This window comes from Ensifer sp. B1-9, assembly GCF_050474445.1.
In the GTDB taxonomy this organism is placed as follows: domain Bacteria; phylum Pseudomonadota; class Alphaproteobacteria; order Rhizobiales; family Rhizobiaceae; genus Ensifer.
Genome location: NZ_JBCHVG010000009.1, coordinates 80,994 through 103,530, shown reverse-complemented (window position 1 = coordinate 103,530; position 22,537 = coordinate 80,994). Strand labels below are relative to the sequence as shown.

Below are 22,537 nucleotides of genomic sequence, written 5' to 3'. Positions count from 1 at the left end.
TTTTGTTTGGTTCCGGCCCACTGCCAGTTTTGCTGCACCTGCGAAAAGCCGCGGTCGCTTCCTTAACCCTAATTTAAATTCGAAATTACTAAGTACTCATTGGTCAGTGCGCGCCCCGGTTCCTCCCTTTCGGGCGCAGCAAACAGCCGGTCCTCCTCCCGCCGGTATGGCTGATCATGTCCTCCCAACAACGCGATCGCGACATCACAGGAGTCACGGCAGTGACCTTCAAGAACCTCTCGATATTGACCAAGGTCGGCCTTGTGGTCGTGGTCATGGGCATATCTTCTATTCTGATCGCGCTTGCCGGGGCGCGCGGACTTTCCTCCCTCGGCGCAACGATCATCGATGTCGGCGCGCGCGAAGAGGCGGCGCGCGAGGCGATGGACCTGCGCGTCGACATCATTGCCATTAGCCGCATGACCTACCAGCTCGCCGCAGCCCCCGAGAAAGCCGCCGATTTCGGCCAGGAAACCGAGAAGCGCGCCGAGGAAATGCTCGGTCGTCTGACGAAGATCGAGGCGGTCGCGGACGACGCCGAAGACAAGCTGCTCAATGATGTCCGCATTACCCTCAACGGCTATTTCGACGAGATCCGGGCGATGGTTGCCGTTGCCGCCGAGAAGGGCACAGACGAGGCGGCCGTCAAGGCTGCACTCGACAAGGCGCTCGAAGCCCAGAAGACTGTGACGGCGACAGTCAAGTCCTACAGCACCTACTCCGGCGATGAACTGGCCGCTGCCCGCGCCGAAGCGCTCAACTCATCGTCCGTGGCGATGAGCATTCTTGCTGCCGCCGCTGCGGCCTGCGTTCTCTTCGGCGTTGGCGTCAGCCTCGTCGTTGCCCGCCGCGGCATCGTCATGCCGGTACGCGAACTCACCGCGACCATGAGCGAACTTGCCGATGGCAAGCTCGAGGGCAACAGCACGGATGTCTCGCGCCAGGACGAGATCGGCGAAATGGCCCGCGCCGTCGAAGTCTTCCGCAAGAACGGTATCGCCATGCGCGCGATGAAGGCGCAGGAAGCCGCACTCCATGCCCGCAGCAGCGACCTGCAATCGAACATCAGCGTTGTCGTCGCCTCGGCCGTTGCCGGCGATTTCACCGGCCGCATCACCAAGGATTATGAAAACGACGACCTCAACCGCTTTGCGGCGAGCGTCAACGAGCTGGTCTCAAGCGTCGACCAGACGGTCAATGAAGTCCGTCGCGTCATCGCCGCACTCGCTGACGCCGACCTGACGCAGAACATGCGCGGCGAGTTTCACGGCGCCTTTGCCGAACTGCAGAAGAACGTCAACCAGACCATGGTGACCTTGCGCTCGACCATGCAGAACGTGCGCACGGCCGCAAGCACCATCAACGATAATTCCGCCGAGCTAAGCTCCGCCGCCAACGATCTCTCGAAGCGGACGGAACAGCAGGCGGCAGCTCTCGAAGAGACCGCCGCGGCGCTCGACGAGATCACCTCGACCGTGCGGACCGCGTCCGAGCGGGCGAACGAGGCGCACGAGATGGTGCGTGCTACCAAGGAAAGTGCGGGCCGTTCCGGAGCGATCGTGCGCAGCGCAGTCGATGCCATGGGCCGGATCGAGGATTCCTCCAACCGCATCAACCAGATCATCTCGGTGATCGACGAGATCGCCTTCCAGACCAACCTTCTGGCGCTGAACGCCGGCGTCGAGGCGGCGCGCGCCGGCGAGGCGGGTCGTGGCTTTGCGGTCGTCGCCCAGGAGGTCCGGGAACTGGCCCAGCGCTCGGCCAACGCCGCCAAGGAGATCAAGACGCTGATCCACAGCTCGGCATCGGAGGTCGAGAACGGCGTGGCGCTGGTGCGTTCCACCGGCGAGGCGCTGCTTGAAATCGAGACGCTGGTCAACAATGTCAGCGGCCACGTCAATACGATCGCTACCGCCGCCCGCGAACAGGCGACCGCGCTCCAGGAGATCAACACCTCGGTCAATCACATGGATCAGATGACCCAGCAGAATGCGGCGATGGTCGAGGAAACCACGGCGGCCAGTGGTACGCTGGCCGAGGAAAGCCGGCAGCTTCGCGCCATGCTGGCGAAGTTCAAGCTCGACGCGCAGACGGGCCGCGAGAGCTGGAGCCGTGCTGCCTGATCGAGGGTCGGGGTAAGAATGCGAACGGGCCGGCCCTTGCCGGCCCGTTATCGTTTTCAGCAGGTCGATATCGATCAGGCTTCCGGTGAATAGCCGAAGACGACGGCGAGGAATGGTCGAAGACCTCCTTGCAAGCGATCGGCGCGTCGGGCTTTACCTTGTCGGGGAAGAGGGGGAGCCAAGGAGCATTGCATCTCCCACCGCCGTTGTTCCGATGGCATTCCATTGATTGTCGCCGGCGCGTGCTGAAATGCTGGGCACGGCTTGTGACGGGAAGGAAACCTCACAAAATCGCTGAAAGCTCCCATTGAAATCGATTACATTTTCTGGCTTCATGGATTTCGCAAGATTTGGGAGGATCTTATGAAGAAATTTATCGCCGCAGCGCTTGGCGCTGTCGCAACCATTGCTATTTCCGCTTCTTTCGCCAACGCCGAGACCTTCAAGATCGGCCTGTCCAACGGTTGGGTGGGCAGCGAATGGCGCACGCAGATGATCGACGAGGCCAAGGAGGCCGCGGCGAAATGGAAGGAAAAGGGCGTCGACGTCGAAGTCTCCGTCCAGAGCGCCAATGTCGACGTGCCCGGGCAGATTGCGCATGTGCGCAACTTCATCGCCGAGGGCGTTAACGCCATCATCATCAACCCCAACAGCCCGACGGCCTTCGATCCGATCTTCGCCCAGGCGAAGGAAGCCGGCATTCTGGTGATCGCAACGGACGCCGAAGTTTCCTCGCCGGATGCGACTTATGTCGGCATCGACCAGACGGCCTGGGGTGCGGCCGGTGCCAAGTGGCTCGCCGAAACGCTCGGCGGCAAGGGCAAGGTGGTTGCGATCAACGGCGTCGCCGGCCATCCGGCAAACGAGATGCGCGTCGCCGGCTACAAGAGCGTCTTCAAGGACTATCCGGATATCCAGATCGTCAACGAGGTCAATGCGAACTGGGATCAGGCGCAGGGCCAGCAGGCCATGCAGAACATTCTTGCGACCTATCCTGACATCAACGGCGTCGTCGTGCAGGACGGCATGGCGGCCGGTGCATGGAAGTCGATCATGGATGCCGGCAAGACCAGCCAGATCGCCGCGACCGGCGAAATCCGCAAGGACTTCATCGATCTCTGGGTGAAGGACAAGCTGAACTCCGGCGCGACCGTCAACCCGCCGGGTGTCATGGCAAGCGCGCTGAACGTCGCGGTGCTCATGCTGCAGGGCAAGGAGTTGAAGGAACCGGCAACGGCGGGGCAATACAAGAACGCCATGTATCTGCCGATCCCGTTCATCGATTCCAAGAACCTTGCGGAGGCCGCCAAGCAGCTCGACGGCAAGCCCGGTTACTACTCCTACACCAGTGCGCTTTCGATCGACGACGCGACGGCGTTGTTCAAGTAAGCCTTGGTTCCGCCGGGCAACGTCATTGGAGTTGTCCGGCGACCGTCGCCGACGACTGCCTAGGGCGGAGCCGTGACGGGCATGAAATCAGTTGCAGCTAAGCCCGGGCCGAGGCCGGCTTGAAAGGTGATGCGGCAAGCAACCAAACGACGGACGACAGCCGATGTCGAAACTGAGATTGAACGGCGTGAGCAAGGCTTACGGCGCAACGCTGGCGCTACGCCGCGGCGACCTCGAGATCGCCGCCGGCGAAGTGCATGTGCTGATGGGCTCCAACGGCTCCGGCAAGAGCACGCTCTGCAAGATCATCGCGGGCAGCGTTCGCCCTGACGCCGGCCAGATTCTGATCAATGACAAGCCGGTGGCGATTTCCGGGCCGCAAGCCGCGCGCGTTGCCGGCATCGGCATCTTCTATCAGGAGCTCAGTCTGGCCAGCCATCGTTCGGTCGAGGAGAACATCTGCCTTTCCGCGCTGCCGGTGAAGGCCGGCCTCTTCATCGACCGCCAGGCGTTGAAGGCGCGGGCGGCGCGCTACATCGCTCTGTTTTCGGAGGTGGCCGGCGAAGGTTTCCATGCGCAGACGCTCGTCGGCAATCTTCGGGCCGACCAGCGGCAACTGGTCGAAATCATGAAGGCGCTCGCGAGCGAAGCGCCGATTCTGATCTTCGACGAACCGACCTCGGCGCTCGACCGCGCCCAGGTCGATCGCTTCTTCGAAATCCTGCGTGGCCTGAAGTCGCAAGGACGTGGCATCGTTTTCATCTCGCACCGCATGGACGAAATCACCGCGATCGGCGATCGCGTGACGATCATCCGCGACGGCGAGACCATCGAGACACTGAAGCTTTCCGAGACCAACCCGGCAACGGTCATCCGACTGATGGTCGGCGGCGCCAGCGATATGCCAGCGGCGCGCTCCTCCGCGCCTGCGGTGGTGGAAACTGAGGCGAAGGCGGCAATTTCTGTGCGGAACCTCTCAGGTAAGGGTTTTCGCGATGTCAGCTTCGAGGTCGCGCGCGGCGAGATCCTCGGCCTCGGCGGCCTGCACGGTCAGGGTCAATCGGCGCTGCTGCGGGCGATTTTCGGCGCCAACCCCGTGACGTCGGGCGCGGTGACGATCGGCGGCGAGCGCTATGACGCCAAAAGCCCGCGCGATGCCATCCGGCGCGGCTGCGCCTATGTCTCGGGTGACCGCGGACGTGACGGAGTGATCAGCGGCCGTCCGATCATCGAGAATGTCACGCCGATCCATTATCTGCGCGACCGGCTGATGATCGCGCGGCCTTCTCGCCTCAGGAACAAGGCAATGCCGGCGCTGGAGGCGATGCACACGAAACTTGCGAGCCTCTTCCATCCGATCAATTCGCTTTCCGGCGGCAACCAACAGAAGGTGATCATCGCCCGCTGGCTGATCGACCGACCCGACCTGCTCCTGCTCGACGATCCGACCAAGGGCATTGACCTTTCGGCCAAGGCCGATCTCTTCGCTCTGATCCGGCAACTCGCGGCCGAGGGGCTCAGTATTCTGCTCTATTCGTCCGAGGATGCCGAACTGCTCGGCAATGCCAACCGTATCCTTGTCTTCAATGGCGGCTCGGTGACGCGCGAACTGACCGGCGACGATCGCACCCGTTACAATCTCTACCAGGCTGCATACGAGGCCGCGTGATGACATCGACCGTGACAGACATTCGATCTTTCGGGGCAGGCGGCCTCCGTTCCTGGCTGGAGCGCTACCCCTTCCTTCCGGCGCTTGTCATCATTGTCGCCTTGCTGGCGCTCAACGGTTTCTTTTCGCCGAACAGCCTGAGCTTCCGCTCGCTGACGGGTCTTCTCAGCACCTATCTGGCGCTGGTCATGCTGGCGATTGCGCAGACCTATGTCGTCTCCGCCGGCGACATCGATCTTTCCGCGGGCGCGACGCTGTCGCTGGTCAACGTCGCCATCGTCGTGCTGATGGAGCGCTGGGGTGGTGGCGCCGGCGCCGTGCTGCTCGCGCTGGCGCTCGGTGTCCTGATCGGGCTTGCCTGTGGCCTGGTCAACGGGATCGTCGTTGCCGCGCTGCGGCTGCAGGCGATCGTCGCTACCTTTGCGACCAGCATCTTCTTCACCGGCCTGGCGCTCTATATGATGCCGGTCGCCGGCACGCCGGCGCCGGCGCTCTTCTGGCGCACCTATGGCGGGCGGCTTCTCGGCGTCCCCTTCGTGTTCTACGCGCTCACGGCACTCGCCGTTCTGCTCTTTCTGATATCGCGCACGCGCATCGTCACCGAACTCCTGGCGGTCGGCGACGACCAGCAGGCGGCCTATCAGACGGGACTTCCCGTCGTTGCCGTACGTATCAAGGGTTACCTGCTCTGCGGGCTGTTCTCGGCGCTCGCAGCCTTCTGCCTGACCGGCGACACCGCAAGCGGCGATCCGCTCGTCGGCGGCAAGATCACGCTCTATAGCGTCGCCGCCGTGGTGCTTGGCGGCAGCGCGCTTGCCGGCGGCTGGACAACGGTGGTCGGCTCGATCCTGGGTGCGCTGACGATCGGCCTCGTTAATTCGCTGGTCTTCTTCATGGGCACGCCGTCGGAATGGCAGAACTTCGTCCAGGGCCTCGCCATCCTCCTGGTGCTGATGGCGGGCGTGCTCGCCGGACGGAGGGCACGCGCATGACAGCGATCACCACCTTTTTCAAACAGCCGTTGGTCGTGGCGCTCATCCTCATCGTCATGCTGCTTGTCCTCGGCGAAAGCCTGTCTCCCGGTTTCGCTTCGGCCGATCAGATCCTGCGCCTGCTGATCGTCGCCGCGCTGCTCGGCATCGTCGCGGCCGGCCAGAACGTCGTCATTCTCGGCGGCCGCGAGGGCATCGATCTCTCCGTAGGCGGTGTCGTCTCGCTCTCCGCCATCATCGCCGGCAACGTCATGAATGGCGCCGACGGCGGGATCCTGCCGGCAGTGCTTGCCTGCCTTGCGGCGGGTGCTTTTTTCGGCTTGCTGAATGGCCTCGGCGTCACGCTTCTGCGCATCCCGCCGCTGGTGATGACGCTCGGCATGCTCGGCGTTTTACAGGGCCTGCTCGTCGTCATCCGCCAGGGCATTCCTTCGGGTCGGGCGGCACCCGGCCTCTCCGCCTTCGTCACCCAGCCGCTTATGCTTGGCACTCCCGGCATCATCTGGCTCTGGATCGCGATCGGCCTGTTCATGGCCCTCATGCTGAACCGGACCGTATTCGGCCACCGCATCTATGCGATCGGCTCGAATGAACATGCCGCCTACATGGCCGGCGTTCCGGTCCGCCTCATGCGCATCGGCCTCTTCATGATCTCGGGCATGTTTGCCGCGATCGCCGGGCTCTGCTTGCTCGGTTATTCCGGCTCGTCTTTCGCCAATGTTGGCGAGCAATATATGCTTTCCTCGATCATAGCGGTGGTCTTCGGCGGCACCTCGCTTGCCGGCGGCAAGGGTGGTTACACCGGCACCATGGCGGGCGCGTTGCTGCTCGTCATCCTCCAGGGCATCCTGACCACGGTCAACATCGACGAATCCGGCCGCCAGATGGTGTTCGGTGCGACGCTGTTGCTTCTCATGCTGTTCTACGGCCGCGGGCGGGCGATGCGGGCATGAGCGAGCGACCGAAGATCAAGGATATCGCAGAGCGCGCCGGCGTCTCGGTCGCCACCGTTTCGCGCGCGCTCAGCGGCTCTTCGCTGGTGACCGACGAGACGCGCAAACGCATCCACGAACTTGCCCGCGAGCTCAACTATCGGCCGAATGTCAGTGCCCGCAATTTGCGAACCCGCCGGTCGATGTCGGTGCTGCTCGTCGTCCGCGACGTCGGCAACCCTTTCTATCTCGAGATCCTCAAGGGCGTTGAGGCGACGGCGCGCGAGGCGGGCTACGCTGTTCTCATGGGCAACACCGAGAACGACCCGGATCGCGAGGTTGAATATTTCAACATGCTGCGCGACGGCCATGCCGACGGCATGATCTTGATGACCGGCAAGCTGCCGGCGCCGCGACCGGGCGAAAGTGCCGGTCTTTCACATCTGCCAGTCGTGGTCGCACTGGAACTGATCGAAACCTCAGGTTTTCCGCATGTGCAGATCGACAACGCCGCGGCGGCGCGTAGCGCCGTGGAGCATTTGATCGGGCTCGGTCACCGCCGCATCGCCCACATTGCAGGGCCATTGCCGGAGGTGATGGCGACCCATCGTCGCGATGGCTACCGGGCGGCGATGCAGGCGGCCGGTCTGCCGATCCCTGTTGGCTATGAGGTCCGTGGCGATTACCTGCTGGAGAGTGGCGAGGCGCGCGCGGCCGAGCTCCTCAATCTGCCGGAACCGCCGACGGCGATCTTTGTCGCCAACGACGAGATGGCCTATGGCGCCATTCATGCGCTGCGACGTCTCGGCTGCGACGTGCCCGGCGATGTGTCCGTCGTCGGCTTCGACGACCTCTACTTGAGCAAGGCCTTTTATCCGCCGCTGACGACGGTCAGCCAGCCGCGCGCGGATATCGGCCGCACCGCCATGTCGCTGCTTCTCAACATTATGTCCGGCGACGATGTCGCCGCGCCGGCAATCGTCCTGCCGACCGCTCTCAATGTTCGTGGCAGCACTGCGCCGCCGCGGAAATGATCTGACTCTTTGAAATGACGCAATTCCGGAGGGAGCCCGTTCACACTTTTCCTGGAATTGCGTTGAAACAGCCCGGGAGAAGAGAATGACACAGCTACCGAAGCAGACGCTGCGCGTGGGTTTCGTCGGATCGGGTTTCATCGCCCATTTCCATCTGAAATCGATGATCGGCGTGCGCAACGTCGAGGTGACCGGCGTCTTCAGCCGCAAGCCGGAAAACCGGGAGAAGTTTGCGAAGGAGGTCGCCGCGCTCGGTCTCGGCACCTGCCGCACCCATGAAAGCCTGGAGGCGCTTCTGACGGATGACGTCGACGCGATCTGGATCCTTTCGCCCAACTATACCCGCCTCGATGTGATGCGTTCTTTGCACAAGGCAATCAAGGAGGGCCGCAGCAAGGTCTTCGCCGTTGCCTGCGAAAAGCCGCTGGCCCGCACCGTTGCCGAAGCGCGCGAGATGCTGTCGCTTGCCGAGGATGCCGGCCTCAACCATGGCTATCTCGAAAACCAGGTCTTTTGCACGCCGGTGCTGCGCGGCAAGGAGATCATCTGGCGGCGTGCCGCTTCCACCACCGGTCGGCCCTATCTGGCGCGGGCGGCTGAGGAACATTCCGGTCCGCACGAGCCCTGGTTCTGGCAGGGCGACAAGCAGGGCGGTGGCGTGCTCTCGGACATGATGTGCCACAGCGTCGAAGTGGCGCGCTACCTGCTGACGGCGCCCGGAGCGCCGCGCAATTCGCTGAAGATCAAGGCGGTGAACGGCACGGTCGCCAACCTGAAATGGACGCGCCCGAACTACGCCGAGCAACTGCGTAAGCGCTTCGGCAGCGAGGTCGACTACCGCAACCGGCCGTCGGAGGATTTCGCCCGTGCCACGGTGACGCTCGAAGACCAGGATGGCAACGAGCTGATGATCGAGGCCACCACCTCCTGGGCCTATGTCGGCGCCGGGCTGCGCATCCAACTGGAACTGCTCGGGCCGGAATATGCGCTGGAATACAACTCGCTGAGCACTGGCCTCAAGATCTTCATGTCGCGCGAGGTCAAGGGTTCCGAAGGCGAGGATCTCGTCGAGAAGCAGAATGCCGAACAGGGGCTGATGCCGGTGCTTGAGGACGAAGCCGGCGTCTACGGCTATACGGATGAGAACCGCCACATGGTCGAGTGCTTTCGCAAGGGCGAGAAGCCGCTCGAAACCTTCGAGGACGGACTAGCCGTCGTCGAGATGCTCATGGGCCTCTACCGCTCGGCGGAGATCAACGCGACGCTCAACTTCCCGGCGCCGGAACTCGAACATTACGTGCCGGTCGTCGCGCGCCGAAGGCTCTGATGGCTGCATTTCCGGCCTCATGCGCTATCAAACGGCGAGGTCCAATTCTTCGATGTCACGTATTCTCGCGGCAGAGGCCGTCGCGGACTCCGTCGCCCACGCCCGTTCGCGGTCAGAGAGTGGTGGCGCAAAGCAAGCTGCAACATGGAGCCTCTCCCAGGATTGTACGCCCATGTCCGCGATTTCTGTTGACGGGGATCAATGCCGTCGCTCGGCGTTCTACTACGCTGATCCAGACCCAAGATCTGGTCACGAGGAGAAAACGCGATGACATACAAGACCATTCTCGCCGTCGTCGGCGTCGATCATTCCGCAGAGCATCTGCGTGCGGCAGCACAAGTCTGTGCATCCGCAAACGCCCACCTCTCCCTGTTGATCGTCAAGCTCGCCGCATCTCCACCGATCGGGGATTATGCCGCCGCCATCTCCGTCGATTGGCTGAACGAGCGACAGCGCGATGTCGACAAGCTCGAGTCCTGCGCGGCAAGAGCGACCGATGTTCTGACCAAGGAGAGCATCTCGTTCAGCGTCGAGACGAAATACACCGAGGCCGCCTGGGCCGACGATGAGATCGGCGAGCGCGCCCGCTACGCCGACCTGACGCTGGTCGGTGATGGTCTGACGCTGGATCCGGAGTTGCGTTCACGCACCATCGACGGGACGTTGTTCAGCTCCGCTCGCCCGGTCCTCATCATGCCCAGGGGCAAGCCCGCACGGCTTGATCCGAAGACCGTGGTACTCGCCTGGAATTCCAGACTGGAAGCTGCCCGCGCAGCACGTGAAGCGCTCGACATGCTGACCGGAGCCGAGACCGTTTACGTCACGATGGTCGATCCTCGTGCCGCCTATGGCAAGAACGGCGAGGAACCCGGCGCCGATATCGCCGGCTACCTTGCTCGGCACGGCGTTTCGGTCTCCGTCGAGAGACTGCCGAGCGGCGGACATCCGGTTGACGACGTGATCAACCGGTTTGCGTCGGATGTGGCGGCCGATCTGATCGTCATGGGTGCCTACGGACATTCCAGAATGCGCGAGCGGGTCTTTGGCGGGGTCACCCGCTCGATGCTCGAAAACGCCGTGATCCCCGTACTCATGGCGCATTGATCTTCATGCCTCTGGCGTCAACTGGCAGGGCCGGGCGCGCAGCCATTTGCCTGCGCGCCTACGGCGATCAGCCGGCAGAGGCCGCTCGTCCGCTTACGTCGTCGATCTCGATTTCGAAGAAGAGATGCGGGGATGTGCCGGCAATGGGCTGTTTCCCGAGCTTCAGTCCGCCCGGTTCCCACCAGTTGACGCGCTGTTCGAGCAACGACCAGGCGTTCATGCGCTCGTGATGCCATTGCTTCGTGTCCGGCAGTTCCTGATAGCGCCCGTGGATGACGACGCTTCGCCAATCCTGCTGGTCCGTTGCCGTGTCGATCAGTACGCAGACACGCGGATTGGCGCGCATCCAGTCGATCTTCTGCCCCGGCATGGAAAAGCTGTAGAGCCGGTTGGCGGCCAAGGCATACTGGATGGGAACGACATAGGGCTGGCTATTTCGGGCACAGCCCAGGCGGGCGATGTGGTTCTGAGCGACAAGGTCGAGACATTCCTGCCGCGTCATTTCTCTGATCAACATGAGGCTCTCCTTTTTGAAAGAGATCGTCAAACTGTCAGTCTCCGCCGATCGGGCATCGAGGCATTGATCTCGCTCAAGTTCGATCCGCCTCAGGGGCGTCGCCGTTTTCCGGAGCGTGTCCGAGGAAGACCCGAAAATCTCTGACGGCAGACACGATTGGTCTCCGCCAGCCCGAAGGCGGAGACGGATACGTACCCGCCTCGTCGCTCGGAACCGTCGACGCCTTCCCGACATCGGTCGGCGCCGGTCAACCGCTCGAGGCGGCAGCGACGAAAAAGGCGCTCGGGGAGAAGTAGCCGCGTGGCTCAGCGTGACGTTTCGATCGGCACGGACAGGCTGACCTTGACCGGGTCCATCGTCACGAAAGTGCGAAAGCGCTTGATGTTCGGATTGCCGAAAAACATCCGCCGCGTGAAGGCTTCATAATCGGCCATTGTCGGCACGATCACGACGAGCATGAAATCGACGTCGCCGGTGACATAGTAGCATTGCTGCACCTCGGGCGCGCCGGTGAACGCCGCCTTTGCCGCGTCGAGCAGGGCGATCTGCTCACTCTCGACCTCCACCTCCACCAGGATCGTCAGCGCCTGGTTGACGCTCGCGGGATCGACCAGCGCGACATTGGCGCGGATGACGCCGGTTTCCTCCATGCGCTTGATCCGCCGCTGGACGGCTGGAGCGGACAGATTGACCGCCTCGCCGATCTGGCGCTGGGGTGTCGAATTGTCCTTCTGCAGGATGGCGAGGATCGCAAGATCGAAGCGGTCGAGTTCGATCTGGGGCTTTTTCGAGGGGGCCATCTGGTGCCTGTCGGTTGCTGAGTTCGGAGTGAGCCGTGAGCGGGACATCGGTCCCTTTGGCCGGTCCAAATTTACAAACTTGCATTTGCTTTGGCCATTTAGAGCGCATTTCTCGTCCAAAACGAAATAGATTTTCGCAAGGTCTACGGAGATTGCACCATGTTCCTTGCCAATACCCATGCCGATTTTGGCCATCATCTTGCGCCTGAAGATGCCGATATGCTGTCGCTCTCGGCCGCCGAAAAGGTCGAGCAGCAGCTTGCCCGGCGCGCGGATCATCGGCCAACACCGCTTCATGCTTTGCCCGCCTTGGCGAGTGAGCTCGGCGTCGCCGGTGTCTTCGTCAAGGATGAGGGCCATCGCCTGGGTCTTGGAAGCTTCAAGGCGCTTGGCGGCTCCTACGCGGTGATCGGCCTGGTGATCGAGGAGGCGGAACGGCGCCTCGGGCGTAGCCTCGATCTCGACGATCTCGAACAGCCTGAGGTCCAGGCGATTGCCGCCGGCATGACCTTCGGCTGCGCCACGGACGGCAATCACGGCCGCTCCGTCGCCATGGGCGCCAGGCTCGTCGGGGCGAAGTCGGTGATCTTCGTGCATTCCGGTGTCAGCGAGAAGCGCATAGACGCGATCGCTCACTATGGCGCCGAGATCGTTCGGGTGGCGGGGACCTACGACGATTCCGTCGAGGAGGCCGCGCGGGTTTGCGAGGCGCACAGCTGGACCGTGGTCTCCGACACGTCCTGGCCGGGCTACGAATATATCCCTGGTCTGGTGATGCAGGGTTACACGGCGCTCCTCAGCGAAGCACTTCGGCAAATGGATCGGCCGCCGACCCACGTCTTCGTACAGGCGGGCGTCGGTGGTATTGCCGCCGCCACCGCGGGACATCTGGCGCTGCGCTATGGCGCGAAGCGTCCGCGTTTCGTCGTCGTCGATCCGGCGCGGGCTGCTTGCCTTTACGAAAGCGCCAAGGCCGGACATCCGGTGAAGGTGGCGCATGGCGAACCGACGATCATGGCGATGCTCGAATGTTACGAGCCGTCGCTCGTTGCCTGGCGTATCCTGTCGCGCGCGGCCGATGCCTTCATGACCGTCGCCGAAGAGGATGCCGTTTCGGTCATGAACAGGCTGGCGCGTCCCGCCGGCGCCGACCCGGCGATCGTCTCTGGTGAAAGCGGTGGCGTCGGTCTGGCCGGGCTGCTGGCGGTAGCCCGGGATCCGGCACTGCGCGAAGCGCTCGGATTGACGGCCCAGTCGCGTGTCTTCGTCATCAATACCGAGGGGGCGACGGACCCTGAGCGTTATGCCGCCCTGGTCGGATTGCCGCCCGAGGCGGTTGCAAACAGCTCGAACGAAAGAGGGTGACCCATGGCGGAACTGGATTTTGATCAGCTTGTCGAGGAAATGACGGCCTGGCGGCGCTATCTGCACGCGCACCCGGAATTCGGCTTCGAGGAGCAGCGCACCTCGTCCTTCGTCGCGGCGAAGTTGAGGGAATTCGGGATCGACGAAGTGGTGGAGGGTGTCGGCGGTACCGGTGTCGTGGGCCGGCTGAAACGCGGCAGCGGCAATCGCGCAATCGCGCTTCGCGCCGACATGGATGCGCTCCGCATTGCGGAGCAGGGAGAGCGATCCTATCGCTCGACCCGGCCGGGCACCATGCACGCCTGCGGCCATGATGGCCACACGGCGATGCTGCTGGGCGCTGCCAAGATGCTCGCCGAAGACGGCGGCTTCGACGGAAGCGTGTGCTTCGTCTTCCAGCCGGCGGAGGAGTGGGGCAAAGGCGCGCTCGCCATGCTGAACGACGGCCTGATGGAGCGCTTCCCCTTCGACGAGATCTACGGCCTGCACAACATGCCGGGGCTGCCGGTCGGCCGCTTCGAAACCCGCGTGGGCGCGATCATGTCGGCAGAGGACAATTTCGAGATCGTGCTCAGAGGCGTCGGCGGGCATGCGGCGCGGCCGCATTGGGGCAACGAGACGCTAGTGGCCGCCTGTGCCACCGTCGTCAACCTGCAGACGATTGTCTCGCGCCGCCTGTCGCCGACGGATATCGGCGTCGTTTCGGTGACCGAGCTTTTGACCGACGGCACGCGTAATGCCTTGCCGGGACTTGCCCGCATCCTCGGCGATGCCCGCAGCTTCCGGCCGGAGGTCAGCGCGAAGATCGAGGAGGAGATGCGCGTGATCGCCAAGGGCACGGCGGACGCCTATGGCTGCGAAGTCGAGGTCAACTACACACGCGAGTTCGTGCCGCTCATCAACGATCCGGTGCTGACCGGCCATGCCTTTGCCGCGGCGGAATCCGTGTTCGGCCCCGAGAACGTCGCAACGGCCGCCGAGCCGATGACCGGTTCGGAAGATTTCGCGCGCTTTCTCGAGCATGTGCCAGGCTGCTTCGTCTTCATCGGTAACGGTGAGGCGTCTGCGCCGCTGCACAATCCGCGCTACGACTTCAACGACGATGCCCTGATCTTCGGCGCGCGCTACCACGCCGAGATCGTCCGGCAGCGACTGGCGCCGGCCAACACCCGGCCCTGATCAGAAACCGCATGAAAGCAGGACAAAGATGCCATTGCATTCCATCGACGCCGCGCGCCTGACCGGGCGCATCCGCGAGCTTGGCGAAATCGGCCGCGATCCTCAGGGGCAATTGACGCGACTGGCCGGGTCCGACAACGACAGAGCGGGGCGCGACCGTCTCGTCGCCTGGATAAAGATGGCCGGGCTCGACGTCGCGGTCGATCGGATCGGCAATGTCTTCGGCATCTGGCGCGACACGGGCAATAGCGGCGAAGCGCCGATCATGCTTGGCTCGCATATCGACACGGTCATCAATGCCGGCATCTATGACGGATGCTACGGCGTGATTGCCGCGCTGGAAGTGATCGAGACGTTGAAGGAGCGTGGCGTGACGCCGGCCCGGCCGATCGTCGTAGCCGCCTTCACGAATGAGGAGGGCGTGCGTTTTGCACCCGATATGCTCGGCTCACTCGTCTACGCCGGGGGCCTATCTGTCGAGACCGCGCTCGCGACCGTCGGCACGGATGGCGCGGTGCTGGGCGAGGAACTCGCGCGGATCGGCTATGCCGGCACTGTCGAGCCGGGGTTTCTCAAGCCCCATGCCTATATCGAGCTCCATATCGAGCAGGGACCGGTGCTGGAGCGTGAAGGGACGGCGATAGGTGCGGTTGAAAACTTGCAGGGCATCTCCTGGCAACGCGTCACCATCGATGGCGTCGCCAACCATGCCGGCACGACGCCGATGGCGATGCGCTGCGACGCCGGGCTTGCGGCCGCCCGCGTTGGTCTGTTCCTGCGCGAGCACATCGCCCGCTCGAACGCGCTGAGCGTGGCCACAATCGGCACCATGTGCTTCGAGCCTGACGCGATCAACGTCATCCCGTCGCGTGCGGTCTTCACCGTCGATCTGCGCGATCCGGACGAGGATCGGCTGCAGGCGCTGGAGACGGTGCTTGCAGATTTCCTTGTCCGCATCGGCGAGGAAGAGGGTGTCGAGATCTCGGTCGAGCGCCTGGCACGCTTCCAGCCGGTCGCGTTCGATCAGGGCATCGTCGCGGCCATCGAGGCCTCGGCGCATGCGCGCGGGCTGAAGAGCCGGCGGATGACCTCCGGCGCCGGTCACGATGCCCAGATGATCGCCCGCATCGCGCCGACGGCGATGATCTTCGTTCCGAGCCGCGACGGCATCAGCCACAATCCGCGCGAACACACCGACCCGGATGACCTTATCGCTGGCGCCGATGTGCTGCTCGACGTGGTCGAGCGGATGGTGGGTAGTCGCTAGAGGGGTAGGGGCATTGCGCGTCCGTTGATTAAACAGGATCGATATCGCGCCTCCCTCCGCTCCGTCATGCTCGGGCTTGGCTCGAACATCCAGACACAGGCGCTCCTTTGTCCGCGATGACCAGCGCAGGTCACCCTTCGGCGCGACGAAGCAGACGCCTCTTCAAGGCAATGTTTTCGTGTGAACGGCGCTTCTGCGGGATCCTGCATCGCTCTTCTGCCGGGTGGAGGACTCTGGCCCGCTCCCCTCGGCAGGCTCTTCCGGTGTCCGGCGGAAAAGGTTGAGGAAACTGCTGCCGCCGTGCCAGACGCTGCCGGTCGGTCCGTAATCTCGTGAGTCGCGCGACAATGAGGGACGCTCGCTATCCAAACCGACGGCGCCGCCTCCGCCGCCTGCGCCGGTCCCGCCGGGCTCGCCGTTTGTGCCGCTACCGTCGCCGGTGCCCGCATCGCCGCCGCCCTCTGCGCCGTTGCTTTGGACGCTTCCGCCACCAGGGCCCCTGAATGTGGCGCTTCCGCGTCCACCGCTGCCTGCGAGACGTCGATCGCCAGAGATGCTTGCACCGCTCTCGCCGTTTTCGCCACCTTGGTCGCTGCCGCCCGCGCCATTTTCACCGTTGCCGCCGCCGTCATCGGCGTCGTCCGCATGGGCGGCGGGAATCCAGGAAAAGCCCGCGGCAAAACTCCCGCTGTCGTCGAAGCGCGGCAAATCTCCAGCGAGTGCCAGAAAGCCGCCTATCGACAGGGCCGTCAGTCTCAGCAGGCTTGTCCTCAAGTCTTTCTCCTTGTGTAACCGGCGTCGTCTTGCAAGACCTTCTGTGCGGCAGAGGACGGCGGCTGAGCGCGAATGAAGGTTCGCCGGCGGCGACTTTTGCGCGAGCCCTACATATCGTTCAACCGATGAGGGGACAAGCTATTCCACGAGCGGCGCGGTGGAACGCCGGAAGGAACGCCCATTGACGGACCAGACTTTCTTGCTGCTGGTCTTGGTCGGCGCAGCCGGTGGCGATGGGCTGGCGGACACTGATGCGATGCAGGTCGCCGGCCCTGTCGATCCGCGCTTGTTCGCCATCCTCGACCAAGCCGCTTCGCGAGAGGAAATCGCGGTCGGCGAAGATCTGGGGACGCTTCGCTGATTTTGGCTCTCGAACTCGGCTCCGGCCAGCTCTGCCGCGAAAACGAACTGGCGCAGCCCGGCCAGTCCGGCGTCACTGGAGACCGGGCGATACCTATTTGACCTCGATCGGCGCCGGGCGACGGCTGGGCGCCGAGATAGAAGGGAGGCGCTCGCCGGCTCGAAATAGACAAAGCATTTGCCTTGCCGTCGGAAGGGAATGCAACGGCGCTCCCTCCCGACGCGTTTCGTTTTACCCCTCGGCTTCGATTTCGCCGACCGGCATATAGAGGTCGCCGCCTTCGCGGTACTTCGCGGCCATCGCCTCCAGCCCTTCCTTCTGCGCTTCGGCGCGGATGTCGTGCGAGATCCGCATCGAGCAGAACTTCGGGCCGCACATGGAGCAGAAATGCGCCACCTTGTGCGCTTCCTTCGGCAGCGTCTCGTCGTGGAAGTTGCGGGCTGTCTCCGGGTCGAGCGACAGGTTGAACTGATCCTCCCAGCGGAACTCGAAGCGGGCGCGTGACAGCGCGTCGTCGCGCACCTGCGCGGCGGGATGGCCCTTGGCGAGATCGGCGGCGTGGGCGGCGATCTTGTAGGTGATGACGCCCACCTTGACGTCATTGCGGTCCGGCAGGCCCAGATGCTCCTTCGGCGTGACGTAGCAGAGCATCGCAGTGCCGAACCAGCCGATCATCGCGGCGCCGATGCCGGAGGTGATGTGGTCGTAGCCGGGAGCGATATCCGTCGTCAGCGGTCCGAGCGTGTAGAACGGCGCCTCGCCGCAGACGGCGAGCTGCTTGTCCATGTTTTCCTTGATCTTGTGCATCGGCACGTGACCGGGGCCTTCGATCATCACCTGACAATCCTTGGCCCAGGCGATCTTCGTGAGCTCGCCGAGCGTCTCCAGTTCGGCGAATTGCGCCGCGTCGTTGGCATCAGCGATCGAGCCGGGGCGCAAGCCATCACCGAGCGAGAAGGAGACGTCATAGGCGCGGCAGATATCGCAGATCTCCTCGAAATGCTCGTAGAGGAAGCTTTCCTTGTGATGATGCAGACACCACTTGGCCATGATCGAGCCGCCGCGCGAGACGATCCCGGTGACACGGTCGACGGTGAGCGGGATGTAATGCAGCCGCACCCCGGCATGGATGGTGAAATAGTCGACGCCCTGTTCGGCCTGCTCGATCAGCGTGTCGCGATAGACTTCCCATGTGAGGTCCTCGGCAATGCCGTTGACCTTTTCCAGCGCCTGGTAGAGTGGCACGGTGCCGATCGGAACCGGCGAGTTGCGGATGATCCATTCGCGGATGTTGTGGATGTTGCGGCCGGTCGAAAGGTCCATGACCGTGTCGGCGCCCCAGCGGGTCGCCCAGACCATCTTTTCGACCTCTTCGGCCATCGACGAGGTGACGGCGGAGTTGCCGATATTGGCGTTGATCTTCACCAGAAAATTCCGACCAATGATCATCGGCTCGGATTCCGGATGGTTGATGTTGGCGGGCAGGATCGCTCGGCCGCTGGCGATTTCCTGGCGCACGAATTCCGGGGTGACATGATCGGGGATATGGGCGCCGAAGCTCTCGCCATCGCGAACTTTCGCGCGCGCATCGCGGCCGAGGTTTTCGCGGATCGCCACGAACTCCATTTCCGGCGTGATGATGCCGGCGCGGGCATAGGCAAGCTGGGTTACCGCCTTGCCGGCCACTGCCTTCAGCGGCGCATGCTGGAACGGGAAGGTCGGCGTCAGCCGGTCGCCGCTGGCAAAGCCGTTGTCCTCCGGCCGGACGGTGCGCCCCTCGTAGGTTTCCACATCGCCGCGGGCGACGATCCAGTTGCGGCGGAGCCGCGGCAACCCCTCCTCGATGCGGATTTCGGCATCGTCGGCGGTATAGGCGCCCGAGGAATCATAGACCGTGACCGGCGGTTCGCCCGAGGTCGGGTGCAGTGCGATCTCACGCATCGGCACGCGGATATCCGGATGCAGGATGCCGGCCTTGTGGACTTTTCGGGATGCCGGAAGCGGACCTTGGGTGACCGAGAGGGGGGTGGGCTTTGTGGCAATATTCATGACGAGGCTCCAAGTTTGCGATTGGAGACCCAGTTCTGATGCCGGAAGGATGAAAGACGCGCCGCCAGGTGCTGAACGCACAGAATCCTGGCTTCGATATCTGCACCGTCCCTACGCCAGTATGAACTGGATCAGGTTCAACGGGTCACTGCGCCACAGCCGGCGAGCCGGCCATCCAGCAGAATCTCAGCCCCTCGCGGGACCCCCCTGGTGAATGCCTAGAAGATAGCCATCGAACGGCACGGGTCGTCAAGCGCGAATTCGCCCGTTGCTCAATATGCAGGTTAAACGTGTATTCCCGGATATGGACTCGACACTAGTGGCCAGGTTTTTCCGGAACGCCGCGCTCCGCATAGTCGGCGCGGTTGATGCCGTGGCGCTGGAGCTTGTCGTAAAAGGTCTTGCGCGGAATGCCGAGCGCTTCGATGGTCGCCTTGACGTCGCCGCGCTGGGCTCGGAGCGCCTCCTTCAGGATCTCCGCCTCGTAGCGTTCGAGCCGCTCCGGCAGCGCGAAACCGGACTGTTCGGTCGAGGCAACGGGCTGCGCCAACGGGCCTTCGACGCCGAGCGCGACGCGTTCGGCAAAATGCGAAAGTTCGCGCACATTGCCAGGCCAGTTGTGCGTCATCAGGTGCTGCTGCACGGTCGGTGAGATGACGGGCACGTCACGCTTGAAGCGCTCGACTGCCCGGGTCAGGAAATGCGAGAAGAGCAGCGGGATGTCGTCACGGCGTTCGCGCAGCGGCGGGATCGACAACGTCACGACGTTCAATCGAAAGTAGAGATCTTCGCGAAAGTCACCGCGCTGCGCCGGGTCGCCGAGATCGATTTTTGCGGCGGCGATGACGCGGATATCGACGGGACGGACCTGATTGGTGCCGAGTGGCGTAATCTCGCGGGCTTCAAGAACACGCAGCATCTTGACCTGGGTTGCCGGCGGCATCGCCTCGATCTCGTCGAGGAACAGCGTGCCGCCGCTGGCGTGTTCGATGCGACCGACCCGCTTCTTCAAGGCGCCGGTGAAGGCGCCCGGCTCGTGGCCGAAGAGTTCGCTTTCGATCACCGTTTCCGGCAACGCGCCGCAGTTCAGCGCGACGAAGTTGCCGTTGCGGCGCCGGCTCCAATTGTGGAGCAGGGTGGCGACCACCTCCTTGCCGCTGCCGGTTTCGCCGGCGACGAGGACGTCGACATCCGTGTCGGCGATGTGCCGGATCGTCTGCCGCAGCCGCTCCATGACCGGTGTTTGGCCGATCAGCGGCAGGCTGTCGCCGGCCGTCTCCGCCGCCTGTTTCAACGCGCGGTTCTCCATGACCAGCCGGCGCTTTTCGAGCGCGCGCCGCACGCTCTGCACCAGCCGATCGGCGGCAAAGGGCTTGGGAATGAAGTCATAGACGCCATCCTGCAACGCCTGCACCGCCATCGGGATATCGCCGTGGCCGGTCACCAGGATCACCGGCAGGTCGGCATCGAAGGCGGCGATGCGGCGATGGAACGCCAGGCCATCGATGCCCGGCATGCGGATATCGCTGACGACGATGCCGTCGAAATCGGCATCGAGCGTCTCCAGCGCTTCAGCGGCACTTGCAAGCGAGGTGACGGCAAGGCCGGCAAGCTCCAGCGTCTGCTTCATCGCCCTGCGCAGATCGTTGTCGTCGTCGATGAGGTAAACGGACGGCTGCATCGCTCAGGCCCTTTTCAGGCGGACCGTGAAGACGGTGCCCCTGTCGCTGGTTTCGACTGATATCTCGCCGCCATAGTCGGCGACGATCTCCTTGGAGATGGCAAGACCGAGGCCGAGTCCTTCGTCCTTGGAGGTGTTGAATGGCGTGAACAGATCGTCGCGGATATGCTGCGGGATACCCGGGCCATTGTCGGCAACGACAAGCGAAACGGTGCCGGAGGGGCCGTCCTCGCAACGCACGCGGATTTCGGCGTCGGTCCGATTGCCGAGTGCTTCGAGCGCGTTCTGCAGGAGATTGATCAGGACCTGTTCAAGACGGATACGGTTGCCGAACACGCTGAGGCCGTTTTCCGGCAGGTCGACGACGATCGCATCCATGCGGCCGGCAAAGCGGCTGCGAAGGAGCATCAGCGCGCCTTCGACCACATCGCGCATCGGTGTCGGCTCGGCGACGAAGCGGCCCTTGCGGGCAAAGCTCCGGAGTTCATCGGTGATGGTGCCGACCCGTTCGGTAAGGTCTGCGATGCTGGCGAGGTTCTCCACTGCCGTTTCCTGCTGGCCGCGTTCGAGGAAGGTGCGGGCATTGTCGGCATAGGCGCGGATGGTGGCGACCGGTTGGTTGATCTCGTGGGCGACGCCGGCGGCCACCTGGCCGAGGATCGCCAGCCGGTTCGCCTGGACCAGCTCTTGCTGAACCGCCTGGAGTTTCTCGCCGGTGCGCCTGTGGTCGGCGATCTCCGTTTCCAGATGATCGCGGGCAAGGCTCAAGTCACGGGTACGCTCCGCCACGCGGCGCTCCAGTTCGTCACGGGCGGCACGTTCCCTCGCCGCCGCCAGCGTCAGCGCCTGGCGGCGACGCAGGAGGAAGGCGACCAGCGCCAGCAGCGGCACGATCACGGCCAGCGCGATCAGCCGGGCCTCCCGGGTTGCTGCGGCCAGGGCGCCGTCCAGCGGGGCGAGCTGTTCGAGACGCCAGTTGGTGGTCGGGACCATGGTTTCGACCCGCAGGAACCGTCGCTCCCTATCGCCCGGCAGCAGCGCGCGCAACTCGCTGGAACCGTTACTGGTGGGCTCGATATCGCGAAACGGCAGCGGCAACAGGGAAGCGTCACCAAATTGCAGGCTGTCACGGATAGCGGCGAGGCGATCGCGGGGAATGGTTCTGGTCGCCATGAAGCGCCAGGATGGAAAACTGGTGATCAGCACGATGCCGCGCCGGTCGGTGACATAGACGGGTTTGCCGGACGCAAGCCACTCCGCCTCGACGTCATCGAACTCGAGCTTGGCGACGACGACGCCGATCGGGCCGTCAGTGCCCTGGACCCGACGCGAGATGTAAAGGCCCGGCCGCTTGCTGACGGTGCCCATGGCGAAGTGCTCAGCCTTGCCGTCGCGCATCGCCACGCGGAAATATTCGCGGAAGGCGTAGTCGTTGCCGACGAAGCTCGTCGGTTCGTCCCAGTTGCTGGCGGCAACCGCAACGCCGTCAGTGCCGATCACATAGATGACGGCCGCGTCCGTATTGGCGGCGAGCGCTTGCAGCTTTTCGTTCAGCCGCTGCAGCGCCTGGCCATCACGTGTCGAAAGTGCCGCCTTCACCTCGACGTCGTCCGCCAGCACCAGCGGCGTCGAGCGTTGGCGCTCGAGCACGGCGCGCAGCAGCGAAGCCTTCAGATTGGCGTCGATCCGGCTTTGGGCATCGACCGTCTCGAGTGCCTGGCTGCGACCATATTCGCCGGCGAACAGAAGCCCGGCGACGAGCAGCGCCAAAGCGAGGCCGGCAAACACCAGCCAGATGCGGCGCATGGACCGGTCGAGATCTGCCAGGTTCAGGGGGGCGGACGGGGCATTGAACATCGCCTGATTGTGCATTTTTCCGCTCAGACTTCCAGATGACTTGTGCGGAAATCCGCTCAACTCTTCGTGCGCGTCGACCCGCATGCACAAAAGGTCCTCATCGATTCAATGGTTTGG

The 22,537-nt window shown here is 63.7% G+C and carries 18 protein-coding genes and 1 riboswitch; of the genes, 12 read left to right on the top strand and 6 right to left on the bottom strand.

The genetic code is table 11. The features are described from left to right. Positions 1-221: 221 nt before the first annotated feature. From ACQ5BM_RS17970 to ACQ5BM_RS17935, 8 genes are all read left to right on the top strand, one after another. The gene (locus tag ACQ5BM_RS17970) at positions 222-2,123 is read left to right on the top strand and encodes a methyl-accepting chemotaxis protein (protein ID WP_429813904.1); all 1,902 of its coding nucleotides are present in this window, start codon (positions 222-224) and stop codon (positions 2,121-2,123) included. Between the two features lie 363 nt (positions 2,124-2,486). Continuing rightward, positions 2,487-3,512 (top strand): ABC transporter substrate-binding protein, encoded by a 1,026-nt coding sequence (locus tag ACQ5BM_RS17965; RefSeq protein WP_429813902.1) that lies wholly within the window; start codon positions 2,487-2,489, stop codon positions 3,510-3,512. A 163-nt stretch (positions 3,513-3,675) separates the two neighbouring features. Further along, positions 3,676-5,181: a sugar ABC transporter ATP-binding protein gene (locus tag ACQ5BM_RS17960; protein ID WP_429813899.1), complete on the top strand. Its 1,506-nt coding sequence runs from the start codon at positions 3,676-3,678 to the stop codon at positions 5,179-5,181. After that, positions 5,181-6,173, top strand: coding sequence for an ABC transporter permease (locus ACQ5BM_RS17955; RefSeq protein ID WP_429813896.1), 993 nt, complete (start codon positions 5,181-5,183; stop codon positions 6,171-6,173). The genes ACQ5BM_RS17960 and ACQ5BM_RS17955 overlap by 1 nt, the downstream gene beginning before the upstream one ends. After that, complete coding sequence (locus ACQ5BM_RS17950) at positions 6,170-7,126, top strand: ABC transporter permease (protein ID WP_429813893.1); 957 nt, start codon at positions 6,170-6,172, stop codon at positions 7,124-7,126. The genes ACQ5BM_RS17955 and ACQ5BM_RS17950 overlap by 4 nt, the downstream gene beginning before the upstream one ends. After that, entirely contained in the window at positions 7,123-8,139 is a 1,017-nt protein-coding gene (locus ACQ5BM_RS17945; RefSeq protein ID WP_429813891.1) for a LacI family DNA-binding transcriptional regulator, read from the top strand. Before ACQ5BM_RS17950 ends, ACQ5BM_RS17945 begins: the two co-directional genes overlap by 4 nt. An 85-nt stretch (positions 8,140-8,224) precedes the next feature. Beyond that, the gene (locus ACQ5BM_RS17940; protein ID WP_429813888.1) at positions 8,225-9,466 is read left to right on the top strand and encodes a Gfo/Idh/MocA family protein; all 1,242 of its coding nucleotides are present in this window, start codon (positions 8,225-8,227) and stop codon (positions 9,464-9,466) included. A 267-nt stretch (positions 9,467-9,733) separates the two neighbouring features. Next, entirely contained in the window at positions 9,734-10,570 is an 837-nt protein-coding gene (locus ACQ5BM_RS17935; RefSeq protein ID WP_429813886.1) for a universal stress protein, read from the top strand. Between the two features lie 67 nt (positions 10,571-10,637). On the opposite strand, the gene ACQ5BM_RS17930 is transcribed toward ACQ5BM_RS17935, so the two are convergent. Both ACQ5BM_RS17930 and ACQ5BM_RS17925 read right to left on the bottom strand, forming a co-directional pair. After that, complete coding sequence (locus tag ACQ5BM_RS17930; RefSeq protein ID WP_429813883.1) at positions 10,638-11,087, bottom strand: pyridoxamine 5'-phosphate oxidase family protein; 450 nt, start codon at positions 11,085-11,087, stop codon at positions 10,638-10,640. 305 nt (positions 11,088-11,392) lie between these two features. Continuing rightward, a complete protein-coding gene (locus tag ACQ5BM_RS17925) occupies positions 11,393-11,887 on the bottom strand; it encodes an Lrp/AsnC family transcriptional regulator (protein WP_429813881.1) in 495 nt (164 codons plus the stop codon). A gap of 159 nt (positions 11,888-12,046) precedes the next feature. Here ACQ5BM_RS17925 and ACQ5BM_RS17920 point away from each other — a divergent pair, with 159 nt between their 5' ends. From ACQ5BM_RS17920 to ACQ5BM_RS17910, 3 genes are read left to right on the top strand one after another with little or no spacing between them, the layout of a single operon-like run. Continuing rightward, positions 12,047-13,252 (top strand): diaminopropionate ammonia-lyase, encoded by a 1,206-nt coding sequence (locus ACQ5BM_RS17920; protein ID WP_429813878.1) that lies wholly within the window; start codon positions 12,047-12,049, stop codon positions 13,250-13,252. Between the two features lie 3 nt (positions 13,253-13,255). Further along, positions 13,256-14,431 (top strand): M20 aminoacylase family protein, encoded by a 1,176-nt coding sequence (locus tag ACQ5BM_RS17915; RefSeq protein WP_429813876.1) that lies wholly within the window; start codon positions 13,256-13,258, stop codon positions 14,429-14,431. A 28-nt stretch (positions 14,432-14,459) separates the two neighbouring features. Beyond that, a complete protein-coding gene (locus ACQ5BM_RS17910; protein ID WP_429813874.1) occupies positions 14,460-15,698 on the top strand; it encodes a Zn-dependent hydrolase in 1,239 nt (412 codons plus the stop codon). A 162-nt stretch (positions 15,699-15,860) separates the two neighbouring features. Here the strand turns inward: ACQ5BM_RS17910 and ACQ5BM_RS17905 are convergent, their stop codons facing one another. Beyond that, complete coding sequence (locus ACQ5BM_RS17905; RefSeq protein WP_429813873.1) at positions 15,861-16,472, bottom strand: hypothetical protein; 612 nt, start codon at positions 16,470-16,472, stop codon at positions 15,861-15,863. A gap of 181 nt (positions 16,473-16,653) precedes the next feature. Here ACQ5BM_RS17905 and ACQ5BM_RS17900 point away from each other — a divergent pair, with 181 nt between their 5' ends. Beyond that, positions 16,654-16,833, top strand: coding sequence for a hypothetical protein (locus ACQ5BM_RS17900; RefSeq protein WP_429813871.1), 180 nt, complete (start codon positions 16,654-16,656; stop codon positions 16,831-16,833). Positions 16,834-17,064: 231 nt separating this feature from the next. Here the strand turns inward: ACQ5BM_RS17900 and thiC are convergent, their stop codons facing one another. The 3 genes from thiC to ACQ5BM_RS17885 all read right to left on the bottom strand — a co-directional run bounded on the left by thiC (position 17,065) and on the right by ACQ5BM_RS17885 (position 22,435). After that, positions 17,065-18,882: a phosphomethylpyrimidine synthase ThiC gene (thiC, locus tag ACQ5BM_RS17895; RefSeq protein WP_429813869.1), complete on the bottom strand. Its 1,818-nt coding sequence runs from the start codon at positions 18,880-18,882 to the stop codon at positions 17,065-17,067. A 90-nt stretch (positions 18,883-18,972) separates the two neighbouring features. Continuing rightward, a riboswitch (TPP riboswitch) is annotated at positions 18,973-19,101 on the bottom strand. Between the two features lie 97 nt (positions 19,102-19,198). After that, positions 19,199-20,563, bottom strand: coding sequence for a sigma-54-dependent transcriptional regulator (locus ACQ5BM_RS17890; protein ID WP_429813866.1), 1,365 nt, complete (start codon positions 20,561-20,563; stop codon positions 19,199-19,201). A 3-nt stretch (positions 20,564-20,566) separates the two neighbouring features. Beyond that, a complete protein-coding gene (locus tag ACQ5BM_RS17885; RefSeq protein WP_429813864.1) occupies positions 20,567-22,435 on the bottom strand; it encodes a sensor histidine kinase in 1,869 nt (622 codons plus the stop codon). Positions 22,436-22,537 lie beyond the last annotated feature (102 nt).

Bases quoted from the DNA above. Each gene is read 5' to 3' on its own strand.
- ACQ5BM_RS17965 (WP_429813902.1), top strand. From the start codon at position 2,487: ATGAAGAAATTTATCGCCGCAGCGCTTGGCGCTGTCGCAACCATTGCT.
- ACQ5BM_RS17960 (WP_429813899.1), top strand. From the start codon at position 3,676: ATGTCGAAACTGAGATTGAACGGCGTGAGCAAGGCTTACGGCGCAACG.
- ACQ5BM_RS17955 (WP_429813896.1), top strand. From the start codon at position 5,181: ATGACATCGACCGTGACAGACATTCGATCTTTCGGGGCAGGCGGCCTC.
- ACQ5BM_RS17950 (WP_429813893.1), top strand. From the start codon at position 6,170: ATGACAGCGATCACCACCTTTTTCAAACAGCCGTTGGTCGTGGCGCTC.
- ACQ5BM_RS17945 (WP_429813891.1), top strand. From the start codon at position 7,123: ATGAGCGAGCGACCGAAGATCAAGGATATCGCAGAGCGCGCCGGCGTC.
- ACQ5BM_RS17940 (WP_429813888.1), top strand. From the start codon at position 8,225: ATGACACAGCTACCGAAGCAGACGCTGCGCGTGGGTTTCGTCGGATCG.
- ACQ5BM_RS17935 (WP_429813886.1), top strand. From the start codon at position 9,734: ATGACATACAAGACCATTCTCGCCGTCGTCGGCGTCGATCATTCCGCA.
- ACQ5BM_RS17930 (WP_429813883.1), bottom strand. From the start codon at position 11,087: ATGTTGATCAGAGAAATGACGCGGCAGGAATGTCTCGACCTTGTCGCT.
- ACQ5BM_RS17925 (WP_429813881.1), bottom strand. From the start codon at position 11,887: ATGGCCCCCTCGAAAAAGCCCCAGATCGAACTCGACCGCTTCGATCTT.
- ACQ5BM_RS17920 (WP_429813878.1), top strand. From the start codon at position 12,047: ATGTTCCTTGCCAATACCCATGCCGATTTTGGCCATCATCTTGCGCCT.
- ACQ5BM_RS17915 (WP_429813876.1), top strand. From the start codon at position 13,256: ATGGCGGAACTGGATTTTGATCAGCTTGTCGAGGAAATGACGGCCTGG.
- ACQ5BM_RS17910 (WP_429813874.1), top strand. From the start codon at position 14,460: ATGCCATTGCATTCCATCGACGCCGCGCGCCTGACCGGGCGCATCCGC.
- thiC (WP_429813869.1), bottom strand. From the start codon at position 18,882: ATGAATATTGCCACAAAGCCCACCCCCCTCTCGGTCACCCAAGGTCCG.
- ACQ5BM_RS17890 (WP_429813866.1), bottom strand. From the start codon at position 20,563: ATGCAGCCGTCCGTTTACCTCATCGACGACGACAACGATCTGCGCAGG.
- ACQ5BM_RS17885 (WP_429813864.1), bottom strand. From the start codon at position 22,435: ATGCACAATCAGGCGATGTTCAATGCCCCGTCCGCCCCCCTGAACCTG.